General features: G+C 66.4%; 21 protein-coding genes. 9 read left to right on the top strand and 12 right to left on the bottom strand.

Annotated features, from left to right (window positions below):
* Positions 1 to 37 precede the first annotated feature (37 nt).
* The 5 genes from HJG53_RS11355 (at position 38) to HJG53_RS11335 (ending at position 6,081) form a co-directional block, all read left to right on the top strand.
* On the top strand, positions 38 to 1,267 hold the full coding sequence (locus HJG53_RS11355) for a serine hydrolase (RefSeq protein WP_171130578.1): 1,230 nt from the start codon (positions 38 to 40) through the stop codon (positions 1,265 to 1,267).
* 73 nt (positions 1,268 to 1,340) lie between these two features.
* Positions 1,341 to 2,651 (top strand): amidase family protein, encoded by a 1,311-nt coding sequence (locus HJG53_RS11350; protein ID WP_171130576.1) that lies wholly within the window; start codon positions 1,341 to 1,343, stop codon positions 2,649 to 2,651.
* Between the two features lie 4 nt (positions 2,652 to 2,655).
* Positions 2,656 to 3,846 (top strand): acyl-CoA dehydrogenase family protein, encoded by a 1,191-nt coding sequence (locus HJG53_RS11345; RefSeq protein ID WP_171130574.1) that lies wholly within the window; start codon positions 2,656 to 2,658, stop codon positions 3,844 to 3,846.
* 100 nt (positions 3,847 to 3,946) lie between these two features.
* The gene (locus HJG53_RS11340; protein WP_171130572.1) at positions 3,947 to 5,083 is read left to right on the top strand and encodes an acyl-CoA dehydrogenase family protein; all 1,137 of its coding nucleotides are present in this window, start codon (positions 3,947 to 3,949) and stop codon (positions 5,081 to 5,083) included.
* 110 nt (positions 5,084 to 5,193) lie between these two features.
* Positions 5,194 to 6,081, top strand: a complete 888-nt coding sequence (locus HJG53_RS11335; RefSeq protein WP_171130571.1) for an acyl-CoA thioesterase II — start codon at positions 5,194 to 5,196, stop codon at positions 6,079 to 6,081.
* Here the strand turns inward: HJG53_RS11335 and HJG53_RS11330 are convergent.
* Genes HJG53_RS11330 through HJG53_RS11320 form a run of 3 tightly spaced genes read right to left on the bottom strand, consistent with a single transcriptional unit; the run spans position 6,074 to position 8,492 of the window.
* Positions 6,074 to 6,907 carry a S1/P1 nuclease gene (locus HJG53_RS11330; RefSeq protein ID WP_171130569.1) on the bottom strand — a complete coding sequence of 278 codons (834 nt, stop codon included), beginning with the start codon at positions 6,905 to 6,907 and terminating at the stop codon, positions 6,074 to 6,076. The two genes, HJG53_RS11335 and HJG53_RS11330, sit on opposite strands and share 8 nt — an antisense overlap.
* On the bottom strand, positions 6,907 to 7,836 hold the full coding sequence (locus tag HJG53_RS11325; protein WP_171130567.1) for an isoaspartyl peptidase/L-asparaginase: 930 nt from the start codon (positions 7,834 to 7,836) through the stop codon (positions 6,907 to 6,909). Before HJG53_RS11325 ends, HJG53_RS11330 begins: the two co-directional genes overlap by 1 nt.
* Positions 7,833 to 8,492 (bottom strand): SDR family oxidoreductase, encoded by a 660-nt coding sequence (locus HJG53_RS11320; protein ID WP_171130565.1) that lies wholly within the window; start codon positions 8,490 to 8,492, stop codon positions 7,833 to 7,835. The genes HJG53_RS11325 and HJG53_RS11320 overlap by 4 nt, the downstream gene beginning before the upstream one ends.
* A gap of 88 nt (positions 8,493 to 8,580) precedes the next feature.
* Between HJG53_RS11320 and ispG the strand changes: the two genes are divergently transcribed.
* Positions 8,581 to 9,696 carry a flavodoxin-dependent (E)-4-hydroxy-3-methylbut-2-enyl-diphosphate synthase gene (gene ispG, locus HJG53_RS11315; protein ID WP_171130563.1) on the top strand — a complete coding sequence of 372 codons (1,116 nt, stop codon included), beginning with the start codon at positions 8,581 to 8,583 and terminating at the stop codon, positions 9,694 to 9,696.
* 12 nt (positions 9,697 to 9,708) lie between these two features.
* Here the strand turns inward: ispG and HJG53_RS11310 are convergent, their stop codons facing one another.
* From HJG53_RS11310 to pdxH, 8 genes are all read right to left on the bottom strand, one after another.
* Positions 9,709 to 10,074 (bottom strand): hypothetical protein, encoded by a 366-nt coding sequence (locus tag HJG53_RS11310; protein WP_171130561.1) that lies wholly within the window; start codon positions 10,072 to 10,074, stop codon positions 9,709 to 9,711.
* 14 nt (positions 10,075 to 10,088) lie between these two features.
* Positions 10,089 to 12,551: a DNA topoisomerase (ATP-hydrolyzing) subunit B gene (gene gyrB / locus HJG53_RS11305; protein ID WP_171130559.1), complete on the bottom strand. Its 2,463-nt coding sequence runs from the start codon at positions 12,549 to 12,551 to the stop codon at positions 10,089 to 10,091.
* Between the two features lie 79 nt (positions 12,552 to 12,630).
* A complete protein-coding gene (locus HJG53_RS11300; RefSeq protein WP_217352763.1) occupies positions 12,631 to 12,798 on the bottom strand; it encodes a hypothetical protein in 168 nt (55 codons plus the stop codon).
* Between the two features lie 87 nt (positions 12,799 to 12,885).
* Positions 12,886 to 13,515: a PEPxxWA-CTERM sorting domain-containing protein gene (locus tag HJG53_RS11295; protein WP_171130555.1), complete on the bottom strand. Its 630-nt coding sequence runs from the start codon at positions 13,513 to 13,515 to the stop codon at positions 12,886 to 12,888.
* A 154-nt stretch (positions 13,516 to 13,669) separates the two neighbouring features.
* Entirely contained in the window at positions 13,670 to 14,911 is a 1,242-nt protein-coding gene (locus HJG53_RS11290) for an APC family permease (protein WP_171130553.1), read from the bottom strand.
* The gene (locus HJG53_RS11285; protein ID WP_171130551.1) at positions 14,908 to 15,696 is read right to left on the bottom strand and encodes a PhzF family phenazine biosynthesis protein; all 789 of its coding nucleotides are present in this window, start codon (positions 15,694 to 15,696) and stop codon (positions 14,908 to 14,910) included. Before HJG53_RS11285 ends, HJG53_RS11290 begins: the two co-directional genes overlap by 4 nt.
* On the bottom strand, positions 15,693 to 16,628 hold the full coding sequence (locus HJG53_RS11280) for a cation diffusion facilitator family transporter (protein ID WP_368039567.1): 936 nt from the start codon (positions 16,626 to 16,628) through the stop codon (positions 15,693 to 15,695). The genes HJG53_RS11285 and HJG53_RS11280 overlap by 4 nt, the downstream gene beginning before the upstream one ends.
* A complete protein-coding gene (gene pdxH / locus HJG53_RS11275) occupies positions 16,625 to 17,200 on the bottom strand; it encodes a pyridoxamine 5'-phosphate oxidase (RefSeq protein ID WP_171130549.1) in 576 nt (191 codons plus the stop codon). Before pdxH ends, HJG53_RS11280 begins: the two co-directional genes overlap by 4 nt.
* Before the next feature lie 83 nt (positions 17,201 to 17,283).
* Here pdxH and HJG53_RS11270 point away from each other — a divergent pair, with 83 nt between their 5' ends.
* Both HJG53_RS11270 and ligD read left to right on the top strand, forming a co-directional pair.
* Entirely contained in the window at positions 17,284 to 18,189 is a 906-nt protein-coding gene (locus HJG53_RS11270) for a Ku protein (protein ID WP_171130548.1), read from the top strand.
* A gap of 8 nt (positions 18,190 to 18,197) precedes the next feature.
* A complete protein-coding gene (ligD, locus tag HJG53_RS11265; protein ID WP_171130546.1) occupies positions 18,198 to 20,723 on the top strand; it encodes a DNA ligase D in 2,526 nt (841 codons plus the stop codon).
* Between the two features lie 71 nt (positions 20,724 to 20,794).
* On the opposite strand, the gene HJG53_RS11260 is transcribed toward ligD, so the two are convergent.
* Complete coding sequence (locus tag HJG53_RS11260; RefSeq protein WP_171130544.1) at positions 20,795 to 23,059, bottom strand: NADP-dependent malic enzyme; 2,265 nt, start codon at positions 23,057 to 23,059, stop codon at positions 20,795 to 20,797.
* 84 nt (positions 23,060 to 23,143) lie between these two features.
* On the opposite strand from HJG53_RS11260, the gene HJG53_RS11255 reads away from it, so the two are divergent.
* Positions 23,144 to 24,172, top strand: a complete 1,029-nt coding sequence (locus HJG53_RS11255; protein ID WP_171130541.1) for a quinone-dependent dihydroorotate dehydrogenase — start codon at positions 23,144 to 23,146, stop codon at positions 24,170 to 24,172.
* Position 24,173 lies beyond the last annotated feature (1 nt).

Raw genomic sequence — 24,173 nt, 5'->3', positions numbered from 1 at the left:
CGATAAGCCGCCCCGCGAAAACAGGAGAGCGACCGCCATGCAGATTGCCGATCCCGCCACTTTCGGCATGGACGCTGGACGGCTCGCGGCGATCGATGGCTTCCTCGATCAGCGCTATGTGCAGAGCGGGCGGTTCAAGGGCACGCAGCTGCTGGTCAGCCGCGATGGCCAGCCGGTGCATTTCTCGTCCGCCGGATCGATGCGAGAGAGCCAGCCGGTCGGCGCAGACACGCTGTTCCGCATCGCCTCCATGACTAAGCCGGTGACCAGCGTCGCCTTCATGATGCTGGTCGAAGAAGGCAAGGTCGCGCTCGACGACCCGGTGCACCGCATCATCCCGGAGTGGAAGGGCTTGGGCGTCTATGACGGCGGCGGCGGGTCGGCGCCGTTCGTCACCAGGCCGACCGCCGCGCCGATGCGGATGGTCGACCTGCTGCGCCATACCGCCGGCCTGACCTACAGCTTTCAGAATCGCGGCAACATCGACGCCGCCTATCGCGAGACGAAGATCGAGAATTGGTATGGCGAGCACGATCTCGACAGCGTCGTTCGCACGCTCGCCGCCATCCCGCTCGAATTCTCGCCCGGCGAGGCGTGGAATTATTCGGTCGCGACCGACATTCTCGGCCTGATCATCCAGCGGATCGAAGGCAAGCCGCTCGACCGGGTTTTCCGCGATCGGATCTTTGCCCCGCTCGGCATGGAAGACACATTCTTCCAGGTGCCCGCCGACAAGGTGCACCGCCTCGCCGACTGCTACACCATGCACCCGGAAAAGGGCGCCGTGATGTACGACAAGGGCGCCGAGAGCGCCTGGTCGCGCAAGCCGACGCAATTCTCGGGTGGCGGCGGGCTGGTCTCGACCGCCGCCGATTATCATCGTTTCTGCGCGATGTTGCTCAACAAGGGCGAGTTGCACGGCACGCGGCTGCTGAGCCCGAAGACGATCGAATTGATGACGATCAACCACCTGCCCGGCGGCAGCGACCTTGCCAGCATGTCGCGTTCGCTGTTCAGCGAAGCGACCAATGCGGGCGTGGGCTTCGGCCTCGGCTTCGCGGTGACGATCAACCTGGCGCCGACGCTCGTCCACGGATCGGTCGGCGAATATTATTGGGGCGGCATGTTCTCGACCGCCTTCCACATCGATCCGGTCGAGCGGCTGATCTTCATCTTCATGACCCAGCTGAGCCCAAGCAACACCTACCCGGTGCGGCGCGAGCTCAAGACGATGATCTATTCCGCGATCACCGAGAGCCGGCGGTGACGGGCACTGCTCACCAGTTCTCCTGCGAAAGCAGGAGCCCAGGGGTGGACCCCTGCTTTCGCAGGGGAACGAAATGCTGACCGCCCTCCAGACCGTAAGCGCAATCCGTTCCGGCGCCACCACTGCGCTGGCCGAGACCGAAGCCGCGATTGACCGCATCGAGGCCGGCGATGCTGCGATCAACGCCGTCGTGGTGCGCGACTTCGAGCGTGCGCGCGAACAGGCGCGCGCTGCCGACCAGCGGCTGGCGGATGGCGATCCGGCGCCGCTGCTCGGCCTGCCGATGACGGTCAAGGAAAGCTATGACGTCGCGGGGCTCCCCACCACCTGGGGCTTTGCCGAGCATGCGAACCACATCGCCCACGCCGATGCCGTCGCCGTCCAGCGGCTGAAGGCGGCGGGGGCGGTAATCCTGGGCAAGACCAATGTGCCGGTCGCACTCGCCGACCTGCAGAGCAACAATCCGGTCTATGGCCGCACCCGCAATCCGCTCGACCCCGAGCGCGTGTGCGGCGGCTCGTCCGGCGGTGCGGCGGCAGCGCTCGCCGCTGGCTTCGTCGCGGCGGAGATCGGTTCCGACATCGGCGGCTCGATCCGCACGCCGGCGGCCTTCTGCGGCGTCTGGGGGCACAAGAGCACGCACGGCGTGATCTCGCCCGAAGGCCATAGTTTCCCCGGCACCGACAGCGCGCGCGTGGCGCTTGGCGTCATGGGTCCGATGGCGCGCGACCCCGACGATCTTGCCGCGCTGCTGGACGTGTTGAGCGACTTCGCGCTGCCCCGTTCGGAAGCGTTCGAAGTCGGCGATCTCAGCATCCTGTTGCTTCCCGAACATCCGCTCGCGCCTGCTTCGGCGGAAATGAAGCGCGCGGTGGAAGCGGTCGGACAGGCGTTCGAACGCGCCGGCGCCGAAGTGGAGCGCGCGCCCGACTTGCTCCCCGATCTCGCCGCCCAGCATCGCCATTATATGAAGATGCTGCTGACCGCCCTGTCGCGCGGCGCGCCGTCGCCCGGCGGTGAGCCCTTGTCGCTGACCGGCTGGTTCGACTTGCAGGACGAGCAGACGCGGTGCATCCGCGCGTGGCAGCGGCTGTTCCGCGAATATGACGCGGTGATCGCGCCCGTGTTCGGCACCACCGCCTTTCCGCACGACGACACGCCCACAAGCACGCGCAAGCTGATCGTCGACGGGGTGGAGACGGATTTCGCCCCGCAATTCGCCTATGCCGGGCTTGCCACCTTCCCGAACCTGCCGGCGACGAGCGTGCCGATCGGCATCGGAGCGGACGGCCTGCCGATCGGGCTGCAGGTGACCTGCGATCTGTACCGCGACCATCAGGCGATCGCGATCGCCCGGGCCGCGCATCAGTTGATGAGGAGCTGAAGACATGATGGACAGTTTCCGCGCCGATGTGCGCGAATGGCTGGAGGCCAACTGCCCGCCGTCGATGCGCGAGCCGGTGCGCGGCGAGCAGGACATCGTCTGGGGCGGCCGCAAGGCGCAGCTATCGCCCGACCAGAAAAAGTGGCTCGACGCCATGGCGGCGCGTGGCTGGACGGTGCCGGACTGGCCGAAGGCCTATGGCGGCGGCGGGCTTTCGCCTGAAGAAACGAAGGTTCTGAAGCAGGAAATGGCGCGTCTGGGCTGCCGCAATCCGCTCAATAGCTTCGGCATCTCGATGCTCGGGCCCGCCATGCTGAAATATGGCACCGAGGAGCAGAAGCTGCGCTTCCTGCCCCCCATCGCCCGCGGCGAGATTCGCTGGTGCCAGGGCTATTCGGAGCCGAACGCGGGCTCGGACCTTGCCGGGTTGCAGACCTCGGCCGAGGACAAGGGCGATCACTTCCTCGTCAACGGCCAGAAGGTCTGGACCTCCTATGCCGACAAGGCCGACTGGATTTTCTGCCTCGTGCGGACGAGCAGGGAATCGAAGCACAACGGCATCAGCTTCCTGCTCTTCGACATGGAGAGCGAGGGCGTCTCGACCAAGCCGATCCTGCTGATCTCGGGCTATTCACCCTTCTGCGAGACCTTTTTCGATAATGTGAAGGTGCCGAAGGATCAGCTGGTCGGCGAGCTGAACCGGGGCTGGGACGTCGCCAAATATCTGCTGGGCCATGAGCGCGAGATGATCTCCGGCATGGGGCTGGGCGGTGGCGGACTCGGCTCGGGTGGACCCGCGGCGCTCGCCGAAGACGCCAAGCGCGCGGTCGGCACCGATGCCGAGGGGCGCCTCGCCGACCCGCTGCTCCGCGCGCAGATCGCCCTGTTCGAGGTGCGCGAGCGGGCGTTCCGCGCCATGTCCGAGAAGTTCATGGACGAACTGAAGAACGGCCGTGCCCATCCCGCTCAGCCGTCGATGATGAAATATTACGGCACCGAGCTGAACAAGGCGCGGTACGAATTGGTAATGGCGGCCGGCGGCTCGGACGCCCTGGAGTGGGAGAGCGCGCCTTCCGGCGGCGGCGCCAAGGCGCGGGCCTGGCTCCGCACCAAGGCCAACTCAATCGAGGGCGGCACCAGCGAGATCCAGCTCAACATCATCGCCAAGCGCATTCTGGATCTGCCCGGCGCATAGCCCAATGTTCCCCGGCGAAGGCCGGGGCCCAGGAGTCGCAAGCTCCTGACCGTCGACTCCTGGATGCCGGCCTTCGCCGGCAAACACGAAGGACTTTTGAATGCCTCTCTTCCTCACCGACGAACAAGCGATGCTCCGTGACAGCGCGCGGCAGTTCGTGTCCGAGACCGCGCCCGTTTCCCACATGCGCTCGCTGCGCGACGCCAACGACGCCACCGGCTTCTCGCGCGGCCTGTGGAAGCAGTTCGCGGAGATGGGCTTCACCTCCATCCTGATCCCCGAGACCGAGGGCGGCCTGGGCCTTGGCCATGTCGAAGCGGGCGTGGTGCTGGAAGAGATTGGGCGCAACCTGACGCCTTCGCCTTTCCTCTCGACGTCGGTGGCGAGCGTCTCCGCATTGTCGACCGGCGGCGAGGCTCTGCGGGGAAGCTGGTTTCCGCGCATCGCGTCAGGCGAAGCCGTAGTCGCGCTGGCGATCGACGAAGGCGCCAAGCATCGGCCCTCACAGATCGCGCTCAAGGCGGAGCGCTCCGGCAACGGCTTCAAGCTGACGGGTACGAAAAGCTTCGTCGCTCACGGTCATGTCGCGGACCTGATCGTCGTCGCGGCGCGGACCGCCGGCAGCGCCGGCGAGGACAAGGGCATCACCCTGTTCGCGGTCGAGAAGGGCGCGGCCAACCTGTCCGCCAGCCCCGAGCGCCTCGCCGACGCGAGCATCGCCGCACGATTGTCGTTCGACGGCGTGGAGGTCGATGCCGATGCCGTGATCGGCGAAGTCGATGAGGGCTGGACCGGCCTCTCGCGCATCCTCTCCGGCACCCGGGCCGCGGCCTCGGCCGAGATGCTCGGCGTCGGCGGCGGCGCGATGGACATGACGCTCGGCTACCTCCGCGAGCGCAAGCAATTCGGCGTACCGATCGGTAGCTTCCAGGCGCTGCAGCATCGCGCAGCGCACCTCTATTCCGAGATGGAGGTCGCGCGCGCGGCCGTGCTCAAGGCGCAACAAGCGCTCGATGCCGGCGACGCCAACGCCGAGCGTGCCGCGCTCGTCGCCAAGGCAATGACCGGCCTTGCGACCACGGTCGCCGTACAGGAAGGCGTGCAGATGCATGGCGGCATCGGCATGACCGACGAATACGACATTGGCTTCTACATGAAGCGCGGCCGCGTCCTGGGCGAGATGTTCGGCGACACCAACTGGGCCGCGGATCAGCTCGCCAAACTTTCCGGATACTGAGCCACAGGCCGGTTTGGCCTGAGCTTGTCGAAGGCCTCCCTTTCTTTCTAGGGCCCTGCAAGGGCAAGGGAGGGCTTGGACAAGCTCAGCCCAAACCAGATTGGAACACAATGGACGAACAGCGCGCAACCGAGCCCGCCGGCATGATCGAACAGCTCGAGCGGCTGTTGACGGTTGAGGAGCTCGACCGCGACCTGTTTCGCGGGGCGCGCCAGCCGGAGGGACGGGGTCGTGTCTTCGGCGGTCAGGTGATCGCGCAGGCGTTGATGGCCGCAGTAAGGTCTACCGACGCCGAGCGCGTGCCGCATTCGCTCCACGCCTATTTCATGCGTCCGGGCGATGAAGAGGTGCCGATCATCTACCGCGTCAATCGCGACCACGACGGCGGCAGCTTCTCGACGCGGCGGATCGTCGCATTTCAGAAGGGTGAGCCGATCCTCAACATGGCCGCGTCCTTCCAGAAGCTGGAGCCCGGCCTGGCGCATCAGTTCGCGATGCCCGATGTGGCCCCGCCCGAAGAGCTTCCCTCCGAAGCCGAAGAGCGGCTGAAGGTCGCGGAGCGCGTGCCCGAGCGGCTGCGCGAGTTCTTCGTCCGGCCCCGCCCCTTCGAAACGCGCCACGCCTCGCCCTGGTCGCCGCTGGAGGACCAGCCGCAGGAGCCGGTCCAGAATGTCTGGTTCAAGGCCGTGGCGCCGGTGAGCGGCGGGCCGGAGATGCATCGTGCGATGCTGGCGTGGGCCAGCGACATGTATCTGCTCGGTACCACCATGCGCCCGCACGGCCTCAGCTGGAATCAGCCCGGCATCCAGACCGCGAGCCTGGATCACGCCATCTGGCTTCACGACGAAGTCCGCGTCGATGAATGGCTGCTCTACGCGATGGACGCGCCTTGGAGTGGACGCGGGCGCGGCTTCAATCGCGGCAGCATCTACACGCGCGACGGGCGCTTGGTCGCCAGCGTGACGCAGGAAGGCCTGATGCGCAAACGCTCTAGCTGAACGCCACGTCCAGCATATGGGCGAGGCGCAGCCCGGCCCGGAGGATCATCGCGCGCACCTCGGGAATGGCAGCACGGATCTGATCGTCGTCCAGAACGACCCGGCCGCCGCGCTCGGCGCAGGGGTCGCCCGCGCCGACACCATAGGCGATCCGGCGAGCCGCGTCCCAGCTCTCTCGCGACCAGTCCTCCACCGTCCCCGACGCCAGTCGTGCCCGGTCCATGGGCCGCGCTTCACTGAGCAGCCCCTTTGCCTCGGCCGCTGGCGTGGAGATGGCGCGTTCGGCGAGATAGCCGTCCCAGACCAAATGGAGGTTCTTGATCGGCACGATGCCATAGGTGGCGTCCGTGCGACTACCGCCTTGATCCCCGCGATCCGCCGCGTGCAGCGGCTGGTGCAAGTCGCCGACAAAGTGAACGAGGAAGGCCATGGCCTGCACCCGCTCCCGCACCGGCAGTGATTTGTCGGCAAGCAGCTTGGCGTTGCGCGACACTTGGGCCGAGACGCAGTTGCCATAAAGACAGGCTGCTTTCAGCTCGAACGGCCTGCAGATGTCGATATTCTGGAAGTGCCACGGGAAGGCGTAGCTGAACCGCTCGCCTGGTTTAACGCAATCAGCCCAGACGCTCGCCTCCTCCAGCGTCCGGGCGGGGCACATCGGTGTCTCCAAGAGCGCCGACCGCGCGAGCAAGGTGCGGAGCTTGGCCCGCGTGGCGGGCTTCACCTCGGCCCAGGCGATCGCGGCTACGGTCTTGTGGCCATAGTCCCACCAGGCTCGAGCGCTCGTCGGGGCAAGCGCGAGCATGAGCGCAAGCACGTATCGCATCACTCGTCGCCGTATATGGCCACCACCGGATCGGATTCGCTGCTGACCTTGCCCCGGTACATGCCGGCCGAGTTGAATGCCCAGCCGCCGGTCCCGTCGGGTCCGACGACGATGACGCCGCCGGTACCGCCCAGCGCACCGACGTCCTTCATCACCGCGCGAGAGGCAGAGAGCACGCCTTCGTCAGCGATGCGCGCCCGCGCGCAGATTTCGTGCGCGACCACGGCGCGGATGAAATATTCGCCGGAACCGGTCGCCGACACCGCGCCGGCGCGGTCATCGGCATAGGTGCCGGCGCCGATCAGCGGCGAGTCGCCGATCCGTCCCCAGCGCTTGCCGGTGATGCCGCCGGTCGAAGTGGCGGCAGCGAGATGCCCGAACCTGTCGCGCGCCACCGCACCGACCGTGCCGTATTTCATCCTGGCGTCGAAATAGGCGTCGCCTTGTGCCTTCAGCTCGTCGAGCTGCCGGCGCCGCTCGGCGATCGCGAACCAGTCGGCATCTGCCTGCTCCAGCCCTTGCTCGCGGGAAAAGGTATCGGCACCGTCGCGGCTGAGCAGCACATGCGGGCTGTCCTCCATCACGCGGCGGGCAAGCGTCACCGGATTGCGCGTGCGCGTCACGCCAGTCACGGCGCCGGCATCGCGGGTGCGGCCGTCCATCACCGCCGCATCCATCTCGATCGCGCCGTCATAGGTGAACACCGATCCGCGGCCGGCGTTGAAGTTCGGATCGTCCTCCAGCACCCGGACCGCCGCTTCGGCCGCGTCGAGCGCCGCGCCGCCTTCGCGCAGGATTGCCGCTCCCGCCTCGAGCGCCCGGGAGAGGGCTTCGCGGATGCTCCGCTCCTCTTCGGGGTTGAGGTTGCCCTGCTCGATGATGCCGGCGCCGCCATGCACGACCAGCGTCCAGTCCGCGACGGTCTTCACCAGGGCAGCTCCTGCCCGTCATAATTGAAGAAGCGGCCGGTCTGCTCGATCGATAGGCCGGCGATCACCTGTCGCAGGCCGCTGACGCTGGTCTGCGCGTCGATCATCGCACCGGCGCCGCCCATATCGGTCTGCACCCAGCCGGGGTGCAGCACCGCCATGCAGATTCCTTCCTTCCGCAGCTCCAGCGCAAGCGAATGCCAGGCAGCGTTCAGCGCGGCCTTGGAGGAACGATAGGCGATCGCGCCCCCTGAGCTGTTGTCGGCGATGCTGCCCATGCGGCTGCTGATCGCCACCATCTTGCGCTGGCTGCTCGCCGCCACATTGGCCCGCAGCGCGTTGGCCAGGAGCGTGGGTCCGATGCTGTTGGTGGCAAAGGCCTGCAGCCAGCCTTCCACATCCAGCCCCTGCGGATAAATGCCCGCATTGGCGATCAGCACATCGATGGCACGCGAGCCGATCTGCTCGGCGAGCGCGGCAATGCTCTGGGGATCCGCCGCATCCAGCGCGAAGACCTCCGCGCCGGTCGCCAGCAGCGCATCCGCTTCCTGGGGCCGGCGTGCGGACGCGATCACATCCCAGCCGTCCGCGGCATATTGGCGGACGAATTCGAGGCCGATGCCGCGACCGGCACCGGTAATCAGGACATTGGGCACGATCGGCCTCCACTGGAATCGTGCGGCGCCTATCGCCGTTCGGTGACGGAATGGCTATATGCGGCAAAAGCTCCGAGCCGAGGTTTTCATGTCCGTTCGCCCCTGGCGCGATATCGCGCGCCGTCCTTCGCGCCAGATCATGGTCGGCAACGTGCCGGTCGGCGGCGATGCGCCGGTGACGGTGCAGACCATGACCAACACGCCGACATCCGACGCGCGCGCGACGATCGACCAGATCAGGCGCTGCGAGGAAGCAGGGGCCGACATCATCCGCGTGTCCTGCCCCGACGTCGAAAGCACCACGGCCTTTCGCCAGATCGCGCGCGCTGCCCGCGTCCCGCTCGTCGCCGACATCCACTTCCACTATAAGCGCGCGCTCGAAGCCGCCGACGCCGGAGCGGCCTGCCTGCGCATCAATCCGGGCAATATCGGATCGTCCGAGCGCGTGGCAGAGGTGGTGCGCGCCGCCAAGGCCAATGGCTGTGCGATCCGCATCGGGGTCAATGCCGGCAGCCTCGAGAAGGACCTGCTCGAAAAATATGGCGAGCCCTGCCCTGAAGCACTGGTCGAAAGCGCGCTCGACCATATCAAGCTGCTCCAAGACCATGATTTCTATGAATATAAGGTGGCGGTGAAGGCGTCGGACGTGTTCCTGGCCGTCGCCGCCTATCAGCAGCTGGCCGAAGCGGTGGACTGTCCGCTTCACCTCGGCATCACCGAAGCGGGCGGGCTGATCGGGGGCACGGTCAAGAGCGCGATCGGCATCGGCTCGCTGCTCTGGTTCGGCATCGGCGACACGATCCGCGTCTCGCTCTCGGCCGAGCCGGAGGAGGAAGTCCGCGTCGGCTTCGAAATCTTGAAGGCGATGGGAATCCGCAACCGCGGGGTACGTATCGTGTCCTGCCCCAGCTGTGCGCGCCAGGGCTTCGACGTGATCCGCACCGTCGAGAAGCTCGAGGAGCGGCTGCAGCACATCCGCACGCCGATGTCGCTATCGGTGCTCGGCTGCGTCGTGAACGGACCTGGGGAAGCGCGCGAGACCGATATTGGCCTGACCGGCGGCGGCGCGGGCAAGCACATGGTCTATCTGTCCGGCGTCACCGATCATCACGTCAGCGATGAAGGGATGATCGACCATATCGTGCGCCTGGTCGAGGCGAAGGCCGCCGAGATCGAAGCTGCCAACCAGGCGCAGGCCGCCTAGTCGATCTTCCGATCAGCGGGTCGGGGCGGGCGCTTTCGCGGGGACCGGCCCCGTCACCTTCGCATTGCCGTTTGGTGCGATCGCGATCAGCCAGCCGCGGCCGTCCTCGCACACCGCGGTCCAGGCGGGATCGCCCTCGGCATCGTCCACGGGCTGCTCGGCGACCACTTGCTGACAGGCTTGCTGCGCATCTCGGATCGCCCTGAGGAACGTCGCCTGGCGCAGCTTGGGCGTCATGCCGCGGACCTGCGCCACATAGTCCGTGCCGTCCTTCGCTGGAGCCGCGGCAGCCGCCTGGTTGTTGGCGTTCAGGTCGTCAGCCGATGGTGTGCAGGCGGCCAGCGCCGCACCCGCTGCAATGCTCAATGCCCACCGCATTGTCGCTCTCCTCGTCATACGTCCAGATTGGCAACACTCAGGGCATTTTCCTGAATGAACTCGCGGCGCGGCTCGACCACATCGCCCATCAGCCGCGTGAAGATCTCGTCAGCGACATCGGCTTGCGCGATCTCCACCTTGAGCAGCGAGCGCACATCGGGGTCGAGCGTGGTCTCCCACAGCTGCTCGGCATTCATCTCGCCCAGCCCCTTGTACCGCTGCACCGACAGGCCCTTGCGGCCAGCGGCGAAGATCGCCTCCAGCAGCTCGGACGGACGGTTCACGGCAGTTCCCTTCGGATCGGCCGGCGCGTCTTCTCCGTCTTCGGCAGCAGCCGATTTGACTGACACGAGCCGCGACGGTGACGCATAGGTCTCGGCCTGTTCCTGCGACAGCGTGTGGAGCTTGCGCGCTTCGGCCGAGCCGAGGAATGCGGCCTCGACGATGTGATGGTCGGTCACGCCGCGCCACAGTCGCTCGAGGTGATAGCCGCCTTCGGCCGCGACCCGTCCGGTCCAGCGCGCGTCGGGGTCGCTGGCGTCGAGCCAGGCCGAGACTTTCGTAATCGCCGCAGCCTTTGCCTCGGGGCTCGTGTCCGGCGCAAGCGCACCGCCGATCGCCAGCGCCTCGATGATGGTCGGGTCGTAGCGGCGCGGCACATAGGCCATCAGCGCACGCATGCGGCGGGCGTGATCGACCACTGCGCGCAGATCGTCGCCGAAGCGCGTGCCTTCCGCCGTCTCCAGCCGCATCGCCTCGACGCCGGCGCCGATCAGATACTCGTCCATTGCCGCCTGGTCCTTGAGGTAAGTCTCGGACCGGCCGCGCGCGACTTTGTAGAGCGGCGGCTGGGCGATGTAGAGGTGACCGTTGGCGATGATCTCCGGCATTTGCCGGTAGAAGAAGGTCAGCAGCAGCGTGCGGATATGGGCGCCGTCCACGTCCGCGTCCGTCATGATGATGATCTTGTGATAACGCAGCTTCTCGATGTTGAAATCGTCGCGGCCGATCCCGGTGCCCATCGCCTGGATGAGCGTACCGATCTCCTTCGACGAAAGCATCCGGTCGAAGCGCGCGCGCTCGACGTTCAGGATCTTGCCCTTCAGCGGCAGGATCGCCTGGTAATGTCGGTCGCGGCCCTGCTTGGCCGAACCACCGGCCGAGTCACCCTCGACCAGGAACAGCTCCGACTTCGCCGGATCGCGTTCCTGGCAGTCGGCGAGCTTGCCGGGCAGCGAGGCGATGTCCATCACGCCCTTGCGCCGGGTCAGCTCGCGCGCCTTGCGGGCCGCTTCGCGGGCGGCCGCCGCGTCGATGATCTTTTGCACGATGGCACGGGCGTGCTGCGGATTCTCCTCCAGCCACTCGTCCATTTTGTCGGCCATCAGTTGTTCCATCGGCTGGCGCACTTCCGATGAAACGAGCTTGTCCTTGGTCTGTGAGCTGAATTTCGGATCGGGCAGTTTCACCGACACGATCGCGGTCAGCCCCTCGCGCATGTCGTCGCCGGTGAGGCTGACCTTCTCCTTCTTCAGCAGCCCGGAGCGTTCCGCATAGCCGTTGAGCGTGCGCGTCAGCGCCGCGCGGAACGCCGCCATGTGCGTGCCGCCATCGCGCTGCGGGATGTTGTTCGTGAAGGCGAGGACGTTCTCGTAATAGGAGTCGTTCCATTCGAGCGCGATGTCGATGCCGATCGCGTCGCGCTGGCCCGAAATGGCGATCGGATCGGGGAAAAGCGGCGTCTTGGCGCGATCCAGATACTTCACGAACGCCGCGATGCCGCCTTCGTAGAAAAGGTCGTGCTCCACCCGTTCCTCGTGCCGGGCATCGGCCAGGCGGAGCCGCACGCCCGAGTTCAGGAAGGCGAGCTCGCGATAGCGATGCTCGAGCTTGTCGAAGTCGAACTCGGTGATCTTGAACGTCTCGGGGCTCGGCAGGAAGGTCACGCGCGTGCCCTTCTTCCCCTCCGGCGCATCGCCGACGATCTTGAGCGGCGCCTCGGCATCGCCGTGGCGGAAGCGCATCCAATGTTCCTTGCCGTCGCGCCACACGGTCAGCTCCAGCCACTCGCTGAGTGCATTCACCACCGAGACGCCGACGCCGTGCAGCCCGCCCGACACCTTGTACGCATTGTCGTCGGACGTGTTCTCGAACTTACCGCCGGCATGAAGCTGCGTCATGATGACTTCAGCCGCCGACACGCCTTCTTCCGGATGGATGTCGGTCGGGATGCCGCGGCCATTATCCTCGACCGAGACGGAGCCGTCCGGGTTCAGCTGGATGAGGATCAGGTCGCAATGGCCGGCCAACGCTTCGTCGATCGCATTGTCCGACACCTCGAACACCATGTGGTGGAGGCCGGAGCCGTCGTCGGTATCGCCGATATACATGCCCGGCCGCTTGCGCACTGCGTCCAGGCCCTTCAGCACCTTGATCGATTCAGCGCCGTAGGAGTTCGAATTGGGAGGAGTTGCCATGCCGATTATATAGGCAGGGGAACCCCGAAACAAAAGCGAAATGGCCGCTTCTGCGGGGCTTCAATAGGGCGGGAAGCCCTCAGAAGCCGCTGACGCTGTGCGCCGCGTGTTCGCTGGCGCGGACCACCCAATATTCGGCGTCCGACGTCTGGGCAAACAGCTTGGTTGCCAGTTCGCCATGGTTGAAGGCCTTGTCGCAGACGAGGGTCAGCGACAGCGCGATCGTCAGTTGCAAAGCCCGTCTCATGTCCGGCAGGCTAGCCGAAGACCGTTAAGATTGGATTGCAGAAGCGGAGCCGCCGAATGTCTCCGGCGGCTCCGATCTACGGTCCGATCAGGCCAGCGTGACTGCCATGCGCCGGCGACGGCGGCTCGCCGCACCCAGCAGGCCAAAGCCGCCGAGTAGCATCGCCCAGGTCGCCGGTTCCGGGATTGCGTCCGGGTTGTTGCCCAGCGCCGGTACCGAAACGTTGCCGAGCGTATAAACCGGCGTATTGGACCCGCCCGGAATACCGTCCGGGTTGTTCTTCGTCGTCAGCGTGAAGAACGCGTCACGTGCGCGACCGCCGAGCGTCGAACGGGCACCCAGGCCGTTGAAGTCCAGCGGTACGAACGGTCCGCCGGTATTGCGGATGTCCGGCCCCGTATAGGTGAAGACAAGATTGACGACGTTGGGATCGTCGTCGAAGCCCGGGGTAACGAGCGCGGTCGGGCTGGTGAACTCAACCGAGGCCGTCACGCCGGGGCTCGGCGCGAAGACCGACCCCGCGATATAGCCGGCAAAGTCGAAAATCACGAGCCGGTCGCCGGTGCGCAGACCTTCATCAGGACCCAAAGTACCCTGATAATTGAAGGTGTAATCGTTGGCGCCATTGGTGCTGATGCTCTCCAGCGTGATCACCGCGGCGTTGGCGGAACCCGCCAGACCGACGGCCGCCGCCGCGGCCAAGACCCATTTTTTCATAAGCTACACTCCCTGCACGGGACGCTTCCCGCAGTTTCGACCCGAGCCTCTGCCTGACTGACGTGGCAGATCACCCGAGCGTCACAACACGCGCCCCTGCGTCCGGTTCACGCGCGGCAAAAATTTGTTTAACCCTAAATGAACAGCAGCGCCGTCAGCGTCGCCTGATCAGGAACAGGACGATGCCCGAACCTGTCAGGGCGAGCAGCGTCAGCCAGGATTGCGCGCTCGACTGGGCGGCCGCCCAGGCGCAGACCGCGAGGCCAGCGCCGGCAAGCGCCAATATGGGAGGGCGGAACCCCTCCAGCTTCGGCAGAGACGCGATCGCGAGGCCGTAGACGAACATCCGCGCGAGAGTGGACACGACCGCGAGCCACACGAAGCTGCCGCTGAGCGCGAGCAGCGTCGTTAGCAACCCCATGAACAGGATCGAGTTGACCGGCGTCGCATGCCGCCCCACGCGCGCGAACCATGCCGGCGCGAGGCCGTCACGCCCAAGCGCGTAGGTGACCCGCGTCGCACTCGTGATGCCGCCGCTGATATTGCCCATCAGCGAAAACACGACGGTGGCGGTGAGAATCGCTGCCCCGGCGGGCCCCGCCACACGCCCGGCAAGCGCGACCAGCGGAGCCTCTCCGCCCGCACCGGGCGCCATCCAGGTGGCATAGGCAAGCTGGACCAGGGTGTAGAGCGCGGCGGTTGCGATGACGGTCGTCACCAGCGCACGCGGAATGGTCCGGCGAGGCTCGCGGGTTTCACCGGCCGAAACAACGCTGTTTTCGAACCCGACGAAAGCATAGAGGATCAGCAAGGCAGCCGCTTCCAGCTCGGACAGCGCAGGCGAGACGATCGCGACCGACGGCGGGCGGCTGGCCAGCGCGGCGAGCGCGAGCAGCAGCAGCGGCGCGGCTTTCAGCAAGGTCAGCAGGTCCAGCCAGCGGATCGCGCGCCTGACCCCGATGACATTGATCCAGCTGGTAACCGCCACCATCGCCACGATCGCGCTCGCGCGGCCGGGGCCGCTTCCGATCCAGGGCCAGAAGCTGGCGAGATAGGTCGCGAACACGGTCGCATTGGCCGCCAGGGCCGCCACGCGCGCGACATAATAGAGCCAGCCGGCCTGAAACGAGACAAAGGGTCCGAAGGGTGCGGCATAGGCGACCGGACCGCCCGATTTCGCATGATGCGCCGTCACTCGCGCGAACGGGACGGCGATGACCAGGAACAGCAGCCCGAACAGCGGGAAGAGCAAGGGACTGAAGCCGCCGAACCGGTCGAACAGCGTTCCCGGCAGCACGAAGATGCCGGCGCCCACCAGGCCATTGAACGACAGGAAGGCTGAACCGAGAAAGCCGATGTCGCGCTTGAGCGGCTCTTCTGCCGGCTGGTCATTCAAAGCAGGAAGCTGCCCTCGATCACAGTGACGCAGCGGCCGCCCAGCACGGCCCGGCCGCCGTCGAGCGTGCAGTCGATCCGACCGCCCCTTGCGCTCGCCTGAAAGGCGGTGAAGCTGGGGCGTCCGAGCCGGGCGGCCCAGAAATGCACCAGCGCTGCATGGGCGGAGCCGGTCACCGGGTCCTCGTCGATGCCGAAGCTCGGCACGAACACGCGGCTGACTACATCGGTGTCCGTGCCAGGCGCAGTCGGCACGGCCATGACATGGTGCCGGCCGAGCGCGCGAAAATCGGGCTGCAGGGCTCGCACCGCCGTCTCGTCTTCGAGCAACACGATGACTGTTTCTTCCGCTGCATCGGTCGCAGAGGCCCAAGTCGGCGCATCCGGTACGCCGAGCGCCGCCGCGATCTCCGGCCGGGGCTGTGCAGACATGGCGGTAACCGGCAGGTCCATCGCATAGCCGTCGCCGGCACGCCTGACCGTCAACACGCCCGCCTTGCGCGTGCGGAACCGCACCGCGTCCCGATCGCCGAGCAGATAATGGCCCGAGGCAAAGGTCGCGTGACCACAGAGCGCGACTTCGCAGGCCGGGGTGAACCAGCGCAGCTCATAATCGGCGTCGCCCTCGGCCGGGACGGTGAAGGCCGTTTCGGACAGGTTGTTCTCGAGCGCGATCGACTGCAGCACGGCGTCGGGCAGCCACTCCTCCAGCGGTATCACCGCCGCCGGATTGCCGCCAAAGGGCCGGTCTGCAAAGGCATCGATCTGGACGAACGGCAGCTTCATGTCTCGGGTGTCTCCCTCAATTCCTCGTCATGCGCGCCCGCGCGATCGACCTGCCCCTCCGGATCGAGGTGGATAAGCACCTCGGCACCTGGGAAGGCGCGCTCCAGCGCGGCTTCCGCCGCTTCGACGATCTCATGCGCCTCAGCGATCGTCATCGACGGGTCGACCCAGGCGTGGAACTGGGCGAAATCATGGCTGCCGCTGGTCCGCGTGCGCAGATCGTGAATGCCGCGAAATCCCGCCTGGGCATTGGCCAGTTCGACGAAGCGCTGGCGCTTCTCCTCCGGCCATTCGCGATCCATCAGCTGGTCGAGCGCGTGCGCAGAGGCGCGCCAGGCGCCATAAGCAAGCCATAAGGCGATGCCGATGCCGAACAGCGGATCGGCGCCGCGCAGCCCGGCCCAATGATCGAGGGCGAGCGCCGCAATCACGCTGCCGTTCAACGCCAGGTCCGACTGATAGTGGATGTTGTCGGCCTTGATCGCGACCGATCCGGTCCGCGCGATCACGCGGCGCTGATAGGCGAGGAGCAGGAAGGTCGCCGCGATGGCCAGCAGCGACACGCCCACGCCGAGCTCCGCTTGCGCCGTCTCGCCGCCGGTTCGCAGCCGCTCGACCGCCCGCCACATGATGCCGGTCGCCGACACCGCAATCAGCGCCACCTGTGCCAGCGCGACGAGCGCCTCCGCCTTGCCATGGCCGAAGCGATGATGGTGGTCGGGCGGAGTCGCAGCCAGCCGGACGCCATAAAGCGTCAGCAATGACGCCATGAGGTCGATCGCCGTGTCGGCCAGCGAACCGAGCATCGCCACCGATCCCGTGCGCCAAGCCGCATAGCCTTTAAGCGCGAGCAGGAAGAGCGCCATCGACACGCTCGCCAGCGCGGCGCGCGTGGTCTGGTCGCCATGCTCTTTCAGCCGCGCGTCGGTCACGGATAGAGCAGGCCTTCGCGCCAGCCGCTGCCGTCGCGGACGAACAAGCGCCGCTCGTGCAGCCGGTGCGCGCGATCCAGCCAGAACTCGATCCGCTCCGGCACGACGCGATAGCCGCCCCAATGCGGGGGCCGCGGCACGGTCTTGCCCTCGAACCGCCGCGACACTTCGTCGAAGCGCCGTTCGAAGGTCGCGCGTTCGTCCAGCGGCCGCGACTGGTCGGACGCCCAGGCGCCCAGCTGCGAGTCCCGGCTGCGCGATGCAAAATAGGCGTCGGACTCTTCGTCGGAGACATGGGCGACCGCGCCTTCGATCCTGATCTGCCGGCGCAGCGACTTCCAGTGAAACAGCAAGGCGGCGTGCGGGTTCGCCGCAAGCTCGGCCGCCTTGCGGCCTTCGCGGTTGGTGTAGAAAACGAAGCCGCGCGCATCATGGCCTTTCAGCAGCACCATCCGCACCGATGGCCGCCCCTCAGCATCGGCGGTCGCCAGAGCCATCGCGTTCGAGTCGTTGGGCTCGGTGCCGCGGGCTTCGTCATACCAGGCACGAAACAGGTCGAACGGGTCGGTCATGAAAGGGCTTTAGGGCCCGCGCCGATCCAAGGGAACGACTCTCGTGCTGGAGATTTGAATCGGCCTCGCAACGAAGGTGACACATGGCCGCACGCGCCTATTGGCAGGGACAGATCCGCCTCGCGCTCGTCTCGATCCCCGTCGAGATCTATTCGGCGACGAAGAGCGGCGCGCAGATCTCGTTCAACCAGATCCACGAGCCGTCCGGCAAGCGGATCAAATATGAGAAGGTCGCGCCCGGCATCGGGCCGGTCGATCCGGAAGAGATCAAGCGCGGCTTCGAATATGAGAAGGGCTCCTATGTCCTGCTCGAGGACGAGGAAATCGAGGCGGTCAAGCTCGACTCCAAGAAGACTTTGGAGCTGACGCAATTTGTCGACGCCAACGAGATCGACGTGCTCTATTTCGAAAAGCCCTATTATGTCGTTCCAGCCGACGACTTGGCCGAAGAGGCGTTCATCGTGCTGCGCGAGGCATTGAAGCGGACGAAGAAAGTGGGGCTCGGCCAACTGGCGCTGCGGGGCCGCGAATATATCGTCAGCCTGAAGCCGTGCGGACGCGGCATCGTGCTGGAAACGCTGCGCTATTCCGACGAGGTCAACAAGGCGCAGGGCTATTTCCGGGACATTGGCGACGCCCAGCCCGACGAGGAATTGCTCGACCTCGCGGAAACGCTGATCGCCAAGAAGACGGCGCCTTTCAAACCCGACCAGTTCCACGACCGCTATGTCGATGCGCTGAAGGATCTGGTGCAGAAGAAGCTGAAGGCCAAGGGCGGCAAGGTGAAGCCGGAGCCCGAGGACGATACGCCCAAGCGCGGTTCGAACGTCGTCGACCTGATGGCGGCGCTCAAGAAATCGCTCGAGAAGCCCGGCGCCCAGAGCGGCGAGGCGGAAGAGAAGAAACCAGCGCGCAAGCCCGCCGCCAAGTCGCCTGCCGCGAAGCCGCCGCCGCGCCGCGCGCCCGCGAAGAAGCGGGCGTCGGGATGAGGCGCTGAATGGCGACGAACGCCCGCGATCCGCTCGCCCGCTACAATGCCAAGCGGGACTTCACCAAGACCGCCGAACCGGCCGGCAAGGTCGCCAAGGCCGCGGGCAACAGCTTCATGGTGCAGAAGCATGACGCGACGCGTCTGCACTGGGATTTGCGCCTGGAAGTGGACGGCGTGTTGAAAAGCTGGGCGGTGACGCGCGGCCCGAGCCTCGATCCCGACGACAAGCGCCTCGCCGTCCGCACGGAAGATCACCCGCTCTCCTACGCGACCTTCGAAGGCACGATCCCAAAGGGGGAATATGGCGGCGGCACCGTGATGCTCTGGGATCGCGGCACCTGGGAACCGATCAAGGGCAAGAGCGCCAGGGACCTGGAGAAGGGCCATCTCCACTTCATCCTCCACGGCGAGCGGATGAAAGGCGAATGGCTGCTGATCCGCCTCAAGCCGCGGCCGAAGGAGCGCACCGAAAACTGGCTGCTCCGCAAGATCGACGACGATTATGCCGGCGGCTCGGGCGACTTGGTCGATCGCTGCCTGACCTCGGTGTCCACCGGCCGCACGATGGAAGAGATTGCTGCGGGCAAAGATCCTCCCCGGAACGGGGAGGGGGACCAGGCGAAGCCTGGTGGAGGGGGCCCTCGGCGCCGGCCGCAGAGCGCGGGGCCCCCTCCACCACGAGGCTCCGCCTCGCGGTCCCCCTCCCCGTCCCGGGGAGGATCGGGAAAACTGCCCCCCTTCCAATCCCCCCAGCTCGCCACCCTGGTCGACACCGTCCCCACCGGCTCCGCCTGGCTGCACGAGGTCAAATATGATGGCTATCGCGTGCTGCTCGCCATTGGCGGCGGCAAGGTGAAGGTCTTCACGCGCTCCGGCCTGGACTGGACCGACAAATTCCCCGGCGTCGCCGAAGCAGGTGCGGCACTGGATGTCGGTTCCGCGCTGATCGACGGCGAGGTCGTTGCGCTCGATCAGGCGGGCAAGCCCAGCTTTTCCGCGCTTCAGGATGCGCTGAAGCGGGGCGGCAAGAACCTCGTCATGTTCGCCTTCGACCTGCTGTCGCTCGACGGCGAGGACCTGACGCGCCTGACCAATCTGGAGCGGAAGGAGCTGCTGCGCCCGATCATCCCCTCCGACGGGCCGATCGCCTATGCCGAACATGTGATCGGCCAAGGGGAGAAGCTGTTCGAGACGATGTGCCGCGAAGGCTATGAAGGCGTGGTCTCCAAGCGCGCGGATGCCCCCTATCTCGGCAAGCGCGCGCAGAACTGGCTCAAGGTCAAATGCATCCAGCGGCAGGAGTTCGTGATCGTCGGCTGGACGCCGAGCGAGGCGCGCGGCCGCGGCTTTCGTTCGCTGCTGCTCGGTCTCCATCAAGGCGGGGAACTGCGCTATGCGGGCAAGGTCGGCACCGGTTTCAATGCAAGGCTGATCGAGGAGATCAGCGCCAGGCTGGAAAAGCTCGCGACCGACAGGCCGCCGGTCCAGGCGCCGCGCGCGGCCGTACGCGGCGCACGCTGGGTCAAGCCCGAGCTGGTCGCGGAAGTTGCCTTCACCGAATTTACTGCGGACAATGTCGTGCGGCACGGCAGCTTCATCGCCTTGCGCGAGGACAAGAAGCCGGCAGAGGTCGTGCCCGAGAAGCCGAAGAGCCCGCCCCCCGCGCCTGAGCTATCGGTCAAGATCAGCAATCCCGAACGCGTCATCTATCCCGATTCCGGTATCACCAAAGGCCAGCTCGCCACCTACTATGCGCAGGTCTCCGGCATCATGATGCCGTGGCTCGCCAATCGTCCGATCAGCCTGGTGCGCTGCCCGCAAGGCCGCGCCAGGAAATGCTTCTTCCAGAAGCACGACGCTGGCAGCTTCGGCGCGCATGTCCATCATGTTCCCGTCCGCGAGAAGAACGGATCGACCGAGGATTATCTCTATGTCGATTCAGCCGAAGGCCTGCTCACCTGCGTGCAGATGGGGACGATCGAGTTCCATGGATGGGGCAGCCTGGTCACCGATTACGAAAAGCCCGATCGGATGGTGTTCGATCTCGACCCGGATGAGGATCTGGGCTTCGAGCAGGTCAAGAAGGCGGCACTCGACCTCAAGCGCTATCTCGGCGACCTCGGCCTCGTCACGTTCGCGATGCTGTCGGGCGGCAAGGGCGTGCATGTCATCGCCCCCCTCACCCCCAGGGCGGAATGGCCGCAGGTCAAGGATTTCACACACCGCTTTGCGCTGGCGCTGTCGGAGGCCGAGCCCGACCGGTTCCTCGCCAATATGTCAAAGGCCAAGCGCAAGGGCCGCATCTTCATCGACTATCTGCGCAACCAGCGCGGCGCGACCGCCATCCTGCCCTATGCCGCCCGTGCCCGGCCGAACGCCCCCGTCGCCGCGCCCGTCAGTTGGGAGGAACTGAAGGACCTCGACACCGCCGCGCGCTGGACCGTCCTGGACGGCCCCGAACTGCTCGAGCGAGCGAACAGCAAGGCGCTGACCGGCTGGGGCGTCGCCGACCAGGTGCTTCCGGACTTTTGAAGGACAGCAGTTCCCCTGCGAAAGCAGGGGCCCACGACTCCTGGACTCCTGCCTTCGCAGGAGAACAGAAGCTACCGCGCGATGCCGCTGGCGGCGAGCACCGCGAGCGTCACCAGTTCCGACGCGCGGGTCGCCATCGTCGCGATCTGCACCGGCTTTTCCATGCCTACCAGCATCGGTCCGATCACCGAATCCCCGCCCAGTTCGCGGAGCAGCTTGGCCGAGATGTTCGCCGATTGTAGGCCCGGCATGATCAGCACATTGGCCGGGCCGGACAGCCGCGCAAACGGATAATTGGCCAGCACGCGCGGGTTGAGCGCGACATCGGGTGACATCTCGCCCTCATATTCGAAGCCCACGCCACGCTGGTCGAGCAAGGCGACGGCGGCACGAATATTCTCGAGGAACTCGCCCGCCGGATTGCCGAACGTCGAATAGCTGAGGAAGGCGACGCGCGGTTCATGCCCCATGCGGCGCGCGACGGCGGCGGTCTGCTCGGCAATGTCGGCCAGCTCGGACGCGGTCGGACGTTCGTTGACGGTGGTGTCCGCCATGAACACCGTGTGGTGTTGACCGACGAGGATGTGAATGCCGAACGGCGTCCGCCCCTCTTCCGGATCGAGCACGCGGCGGATCTCCCGCAGCGACTGGGCGTAGGTGCGCGTCGTGCCGGTCAGCATAGCATCCGCTTCGCCGAGATCGAGCAGCAGGGACGCGAAGACGTTGCGGTCCTGGTTCACCATCCGCTCGCATTCGCGCATCAGATAGCCGCGCCGCTGCAGCCGCTCGTAGAGCCGCTCGGCCATCTGCGGCACCAGGGGCGAGTTGCGGCTGTTATGCACTTCGAAGCTGTGCGGATCGTCGACGCCCAGCGCCTTCAGCCTGTCATAGACATCCTCGCGGCCGACCAGCACCGGCGTGCCATAACCGCCATCACGGAACTGGATGGCCGCACGCAGGACCGGCTCTTCTTCGCCTTCCGCGAACAGCACGCGCTTGGGGTTGTCGCGCGCCGCCTCATAGGCGAGCGTCAGCACGGACGTGGTCGGATTGAGCCGTGCCTTCAGCGACTGGCGATACGCGGTCAGGTCGAGGATCGGCTTGGTCGCAACCCCGGTATCCATCGCCGCCTTCGCGACGGCCGCGGGCACGATCTCCATCAGCCGCGGGTCGAAGGGCGCCGGGATGATGTAATCGGCGCCGAAGCTGTGCGCGCGCCCACCATAAGCCGCCGCCACTTCCTCCGGCACCTGCTGCCGGGCGAGCTCCGCCAGCGCTTCGGCAGCCGCGATCTTCATCTCGTCGTTGATCGCGGTGGCGCGCACATCCAGCGCACCGCGGAAGATGAAGGGGAAGCCCAGCACGTTGTTGACCTGGTTCGGATAGTCCGACCGTCCGGTGGCGACGATCGCATCCGGCCGCGCGGCCTTCGCGTCGGGCGGCGTGATCTCCGGGTCCGGATTGGCCATGGCGAAGATGATCGGCCGCGCCGCCATCTTCATCACCATGTCGGGCTTCAGCGCGCCGGCGGCGGAAAGGCCCAGGAACACGTCGGCCCCCTCCAGCGCTTCGGTGAGCGTACGCCGATCGGTGACGGCGGCATGGGCGGACTTCCACTGGTCCATGCCTTCGGTACGGCCCTGATAGATCACGCCCTTGCGGTCGCACATCAGCACATTGTCGTGGCGCACGCCCATCGCCTTGATCAGCTCGGTGCAGGCGATCGCCGCCGCGCCGGCGCCGTTCACCACCACTTTCACGTCCTTCAACTCGCGCCCGGTCAGATAGCAGGCGTTGATCAGGCCGGCGGCGGTAATGATCGCCGTGCCATGCTGGTCGTCATGCATGACCGGAATGTTCATCCGCTCCTTCAGCGCCTGCTCGATGATGAAGCAGGCCGGCGCGGCGATGTCCTCCAGGTTGATGCCGCCAAAGCTCGGCTCCAGCAGCGCCACCGCGTTGATAAAGGCTTCCGGGTCCTCGGTGTTCAGCTCCAAATCAATCGAGTCGACATCGGCGAAGCGCTTGAACAGCACCGCTTTGCCTTCCATCACCGGCTTTGACGCGAGCGCGCCGAGATTGCCCAAGCCCAGGATGGCGGTGCCGTTCGAGATCACCGCGACGAGATTGCCCTTGGCCGTATAATCATAGGCGCAGCCGGGATTGTCGGCGATCGCCCGCACCGGCACGGCCACGCCCGGCGAATAGGCGAGCGACAGGTCGCGCTGCGTGGCCATCGGCTTCGACGCGACGATCTCGATCTTCCCGGGCCGCCCCGCCGAGTGGAACAGCAGCGCCTCGCGCTCCGAAAACTGGACGTTCGCGTTCTCGCTCATCAGGGCCCCTCGATCTCGTTCATCTCGACCCTAGAGGCGGAGCGCGAGGCTTTCCACCCCGCGCGCGCATGCTAGTGCGGCGGCGTGACGCTCTATCCGCTGCTCCGCCCATTCGTGTTCCAGATCGATGCCGAGCGCGCGCACCGATTGGCAATCGCGGCGTTGAAAATGACGCCGCCGCTTGGTCGGCCCGAAACCGATCCCCTGCTGCACACCCAACTCGCCGGTCTGAGCTTTCCTAATCCGGTCGGGCTCGCGGCCGGCTTCGACAAGGATGCGGAGGTGCCGGCGCAGATGCTGGGCTTCGGCTTCGGCTTCGTCGAGGTCGGCACGCTGACGCCGCTGCCCCAGGCGGGCAATCCGCGCCCGCGCCTGTTCCGGCTCGCCGAAGATGCCGCCGTCATCAACCGCATGGGCTTCAATAATGGCGGCCAGGCGCAGGCGCTCGATCGCCTGAAGCGGCTAGCCCGCCGCGCAGGACCGATCGGCGTCAATATCGGCGCGAACAAGGATTCGGCCGATCGCATCGCCGACTATGCATCCGGCGCCCGCGCCATGGCGGTATTGGCCGACTATCTGACCATCAACATCAGTTCGCCGAACACGCCGGGGCTGCGCACGCTGCAGACCGGCGCCGCGCTCAAGGAACTGCTGGACGGCGTCATGTCGGCGCTGCCGGTGCCCAGGCCCGTGTTCCTGAAGGTCGCGCCCGATCTCGAACCGGCCGAGATCGACGAGATCGCTCGTGTCGCCATCGACGGCGGAGTCGACGCCTTGATCGTCGCCAACACGACCATCTCGCGCCCGCCGCTGCGATCGCCGCATGCCAAAGAGGCCGGCGGCCTGTCGGGCGCGCCGCTGGCGAGCCTCTCGGTCCAGCGCCTGCGCGACTTTCGCACGGCGACGGGCGGCAAGCTGCCGCTCGTCTCGGCGGGCGGCATCGGGAGCGCGGACGAGGCCTATGCCCGTATCCGCGCCGGCGCGTCGCTGGTGCAGCTCTATTCGGCGCTCGTCTATCAAGGACCGGGATTGGCGCGCCGCATCGCGCGCGGGCTGGCGGAACGGTTGCGCCGCGACGGCTTTGCCAATGTCGCCGAAGCGGTCGGCGCTTGAG

Source organism: Sphingomonas sp. ID1715 (assembly GCF_013044515.1).
Lineage (GTDB): Bacteria > Pseudomonadota > Alphaproteobacteria > Sphingomonadales > Sphingomonadaceae > Sphingomonas_B.
Note: the sequence above shows the minus strand (reverse complement) of the source record. Positions and strands in the feature narration are given on the sequence as shown.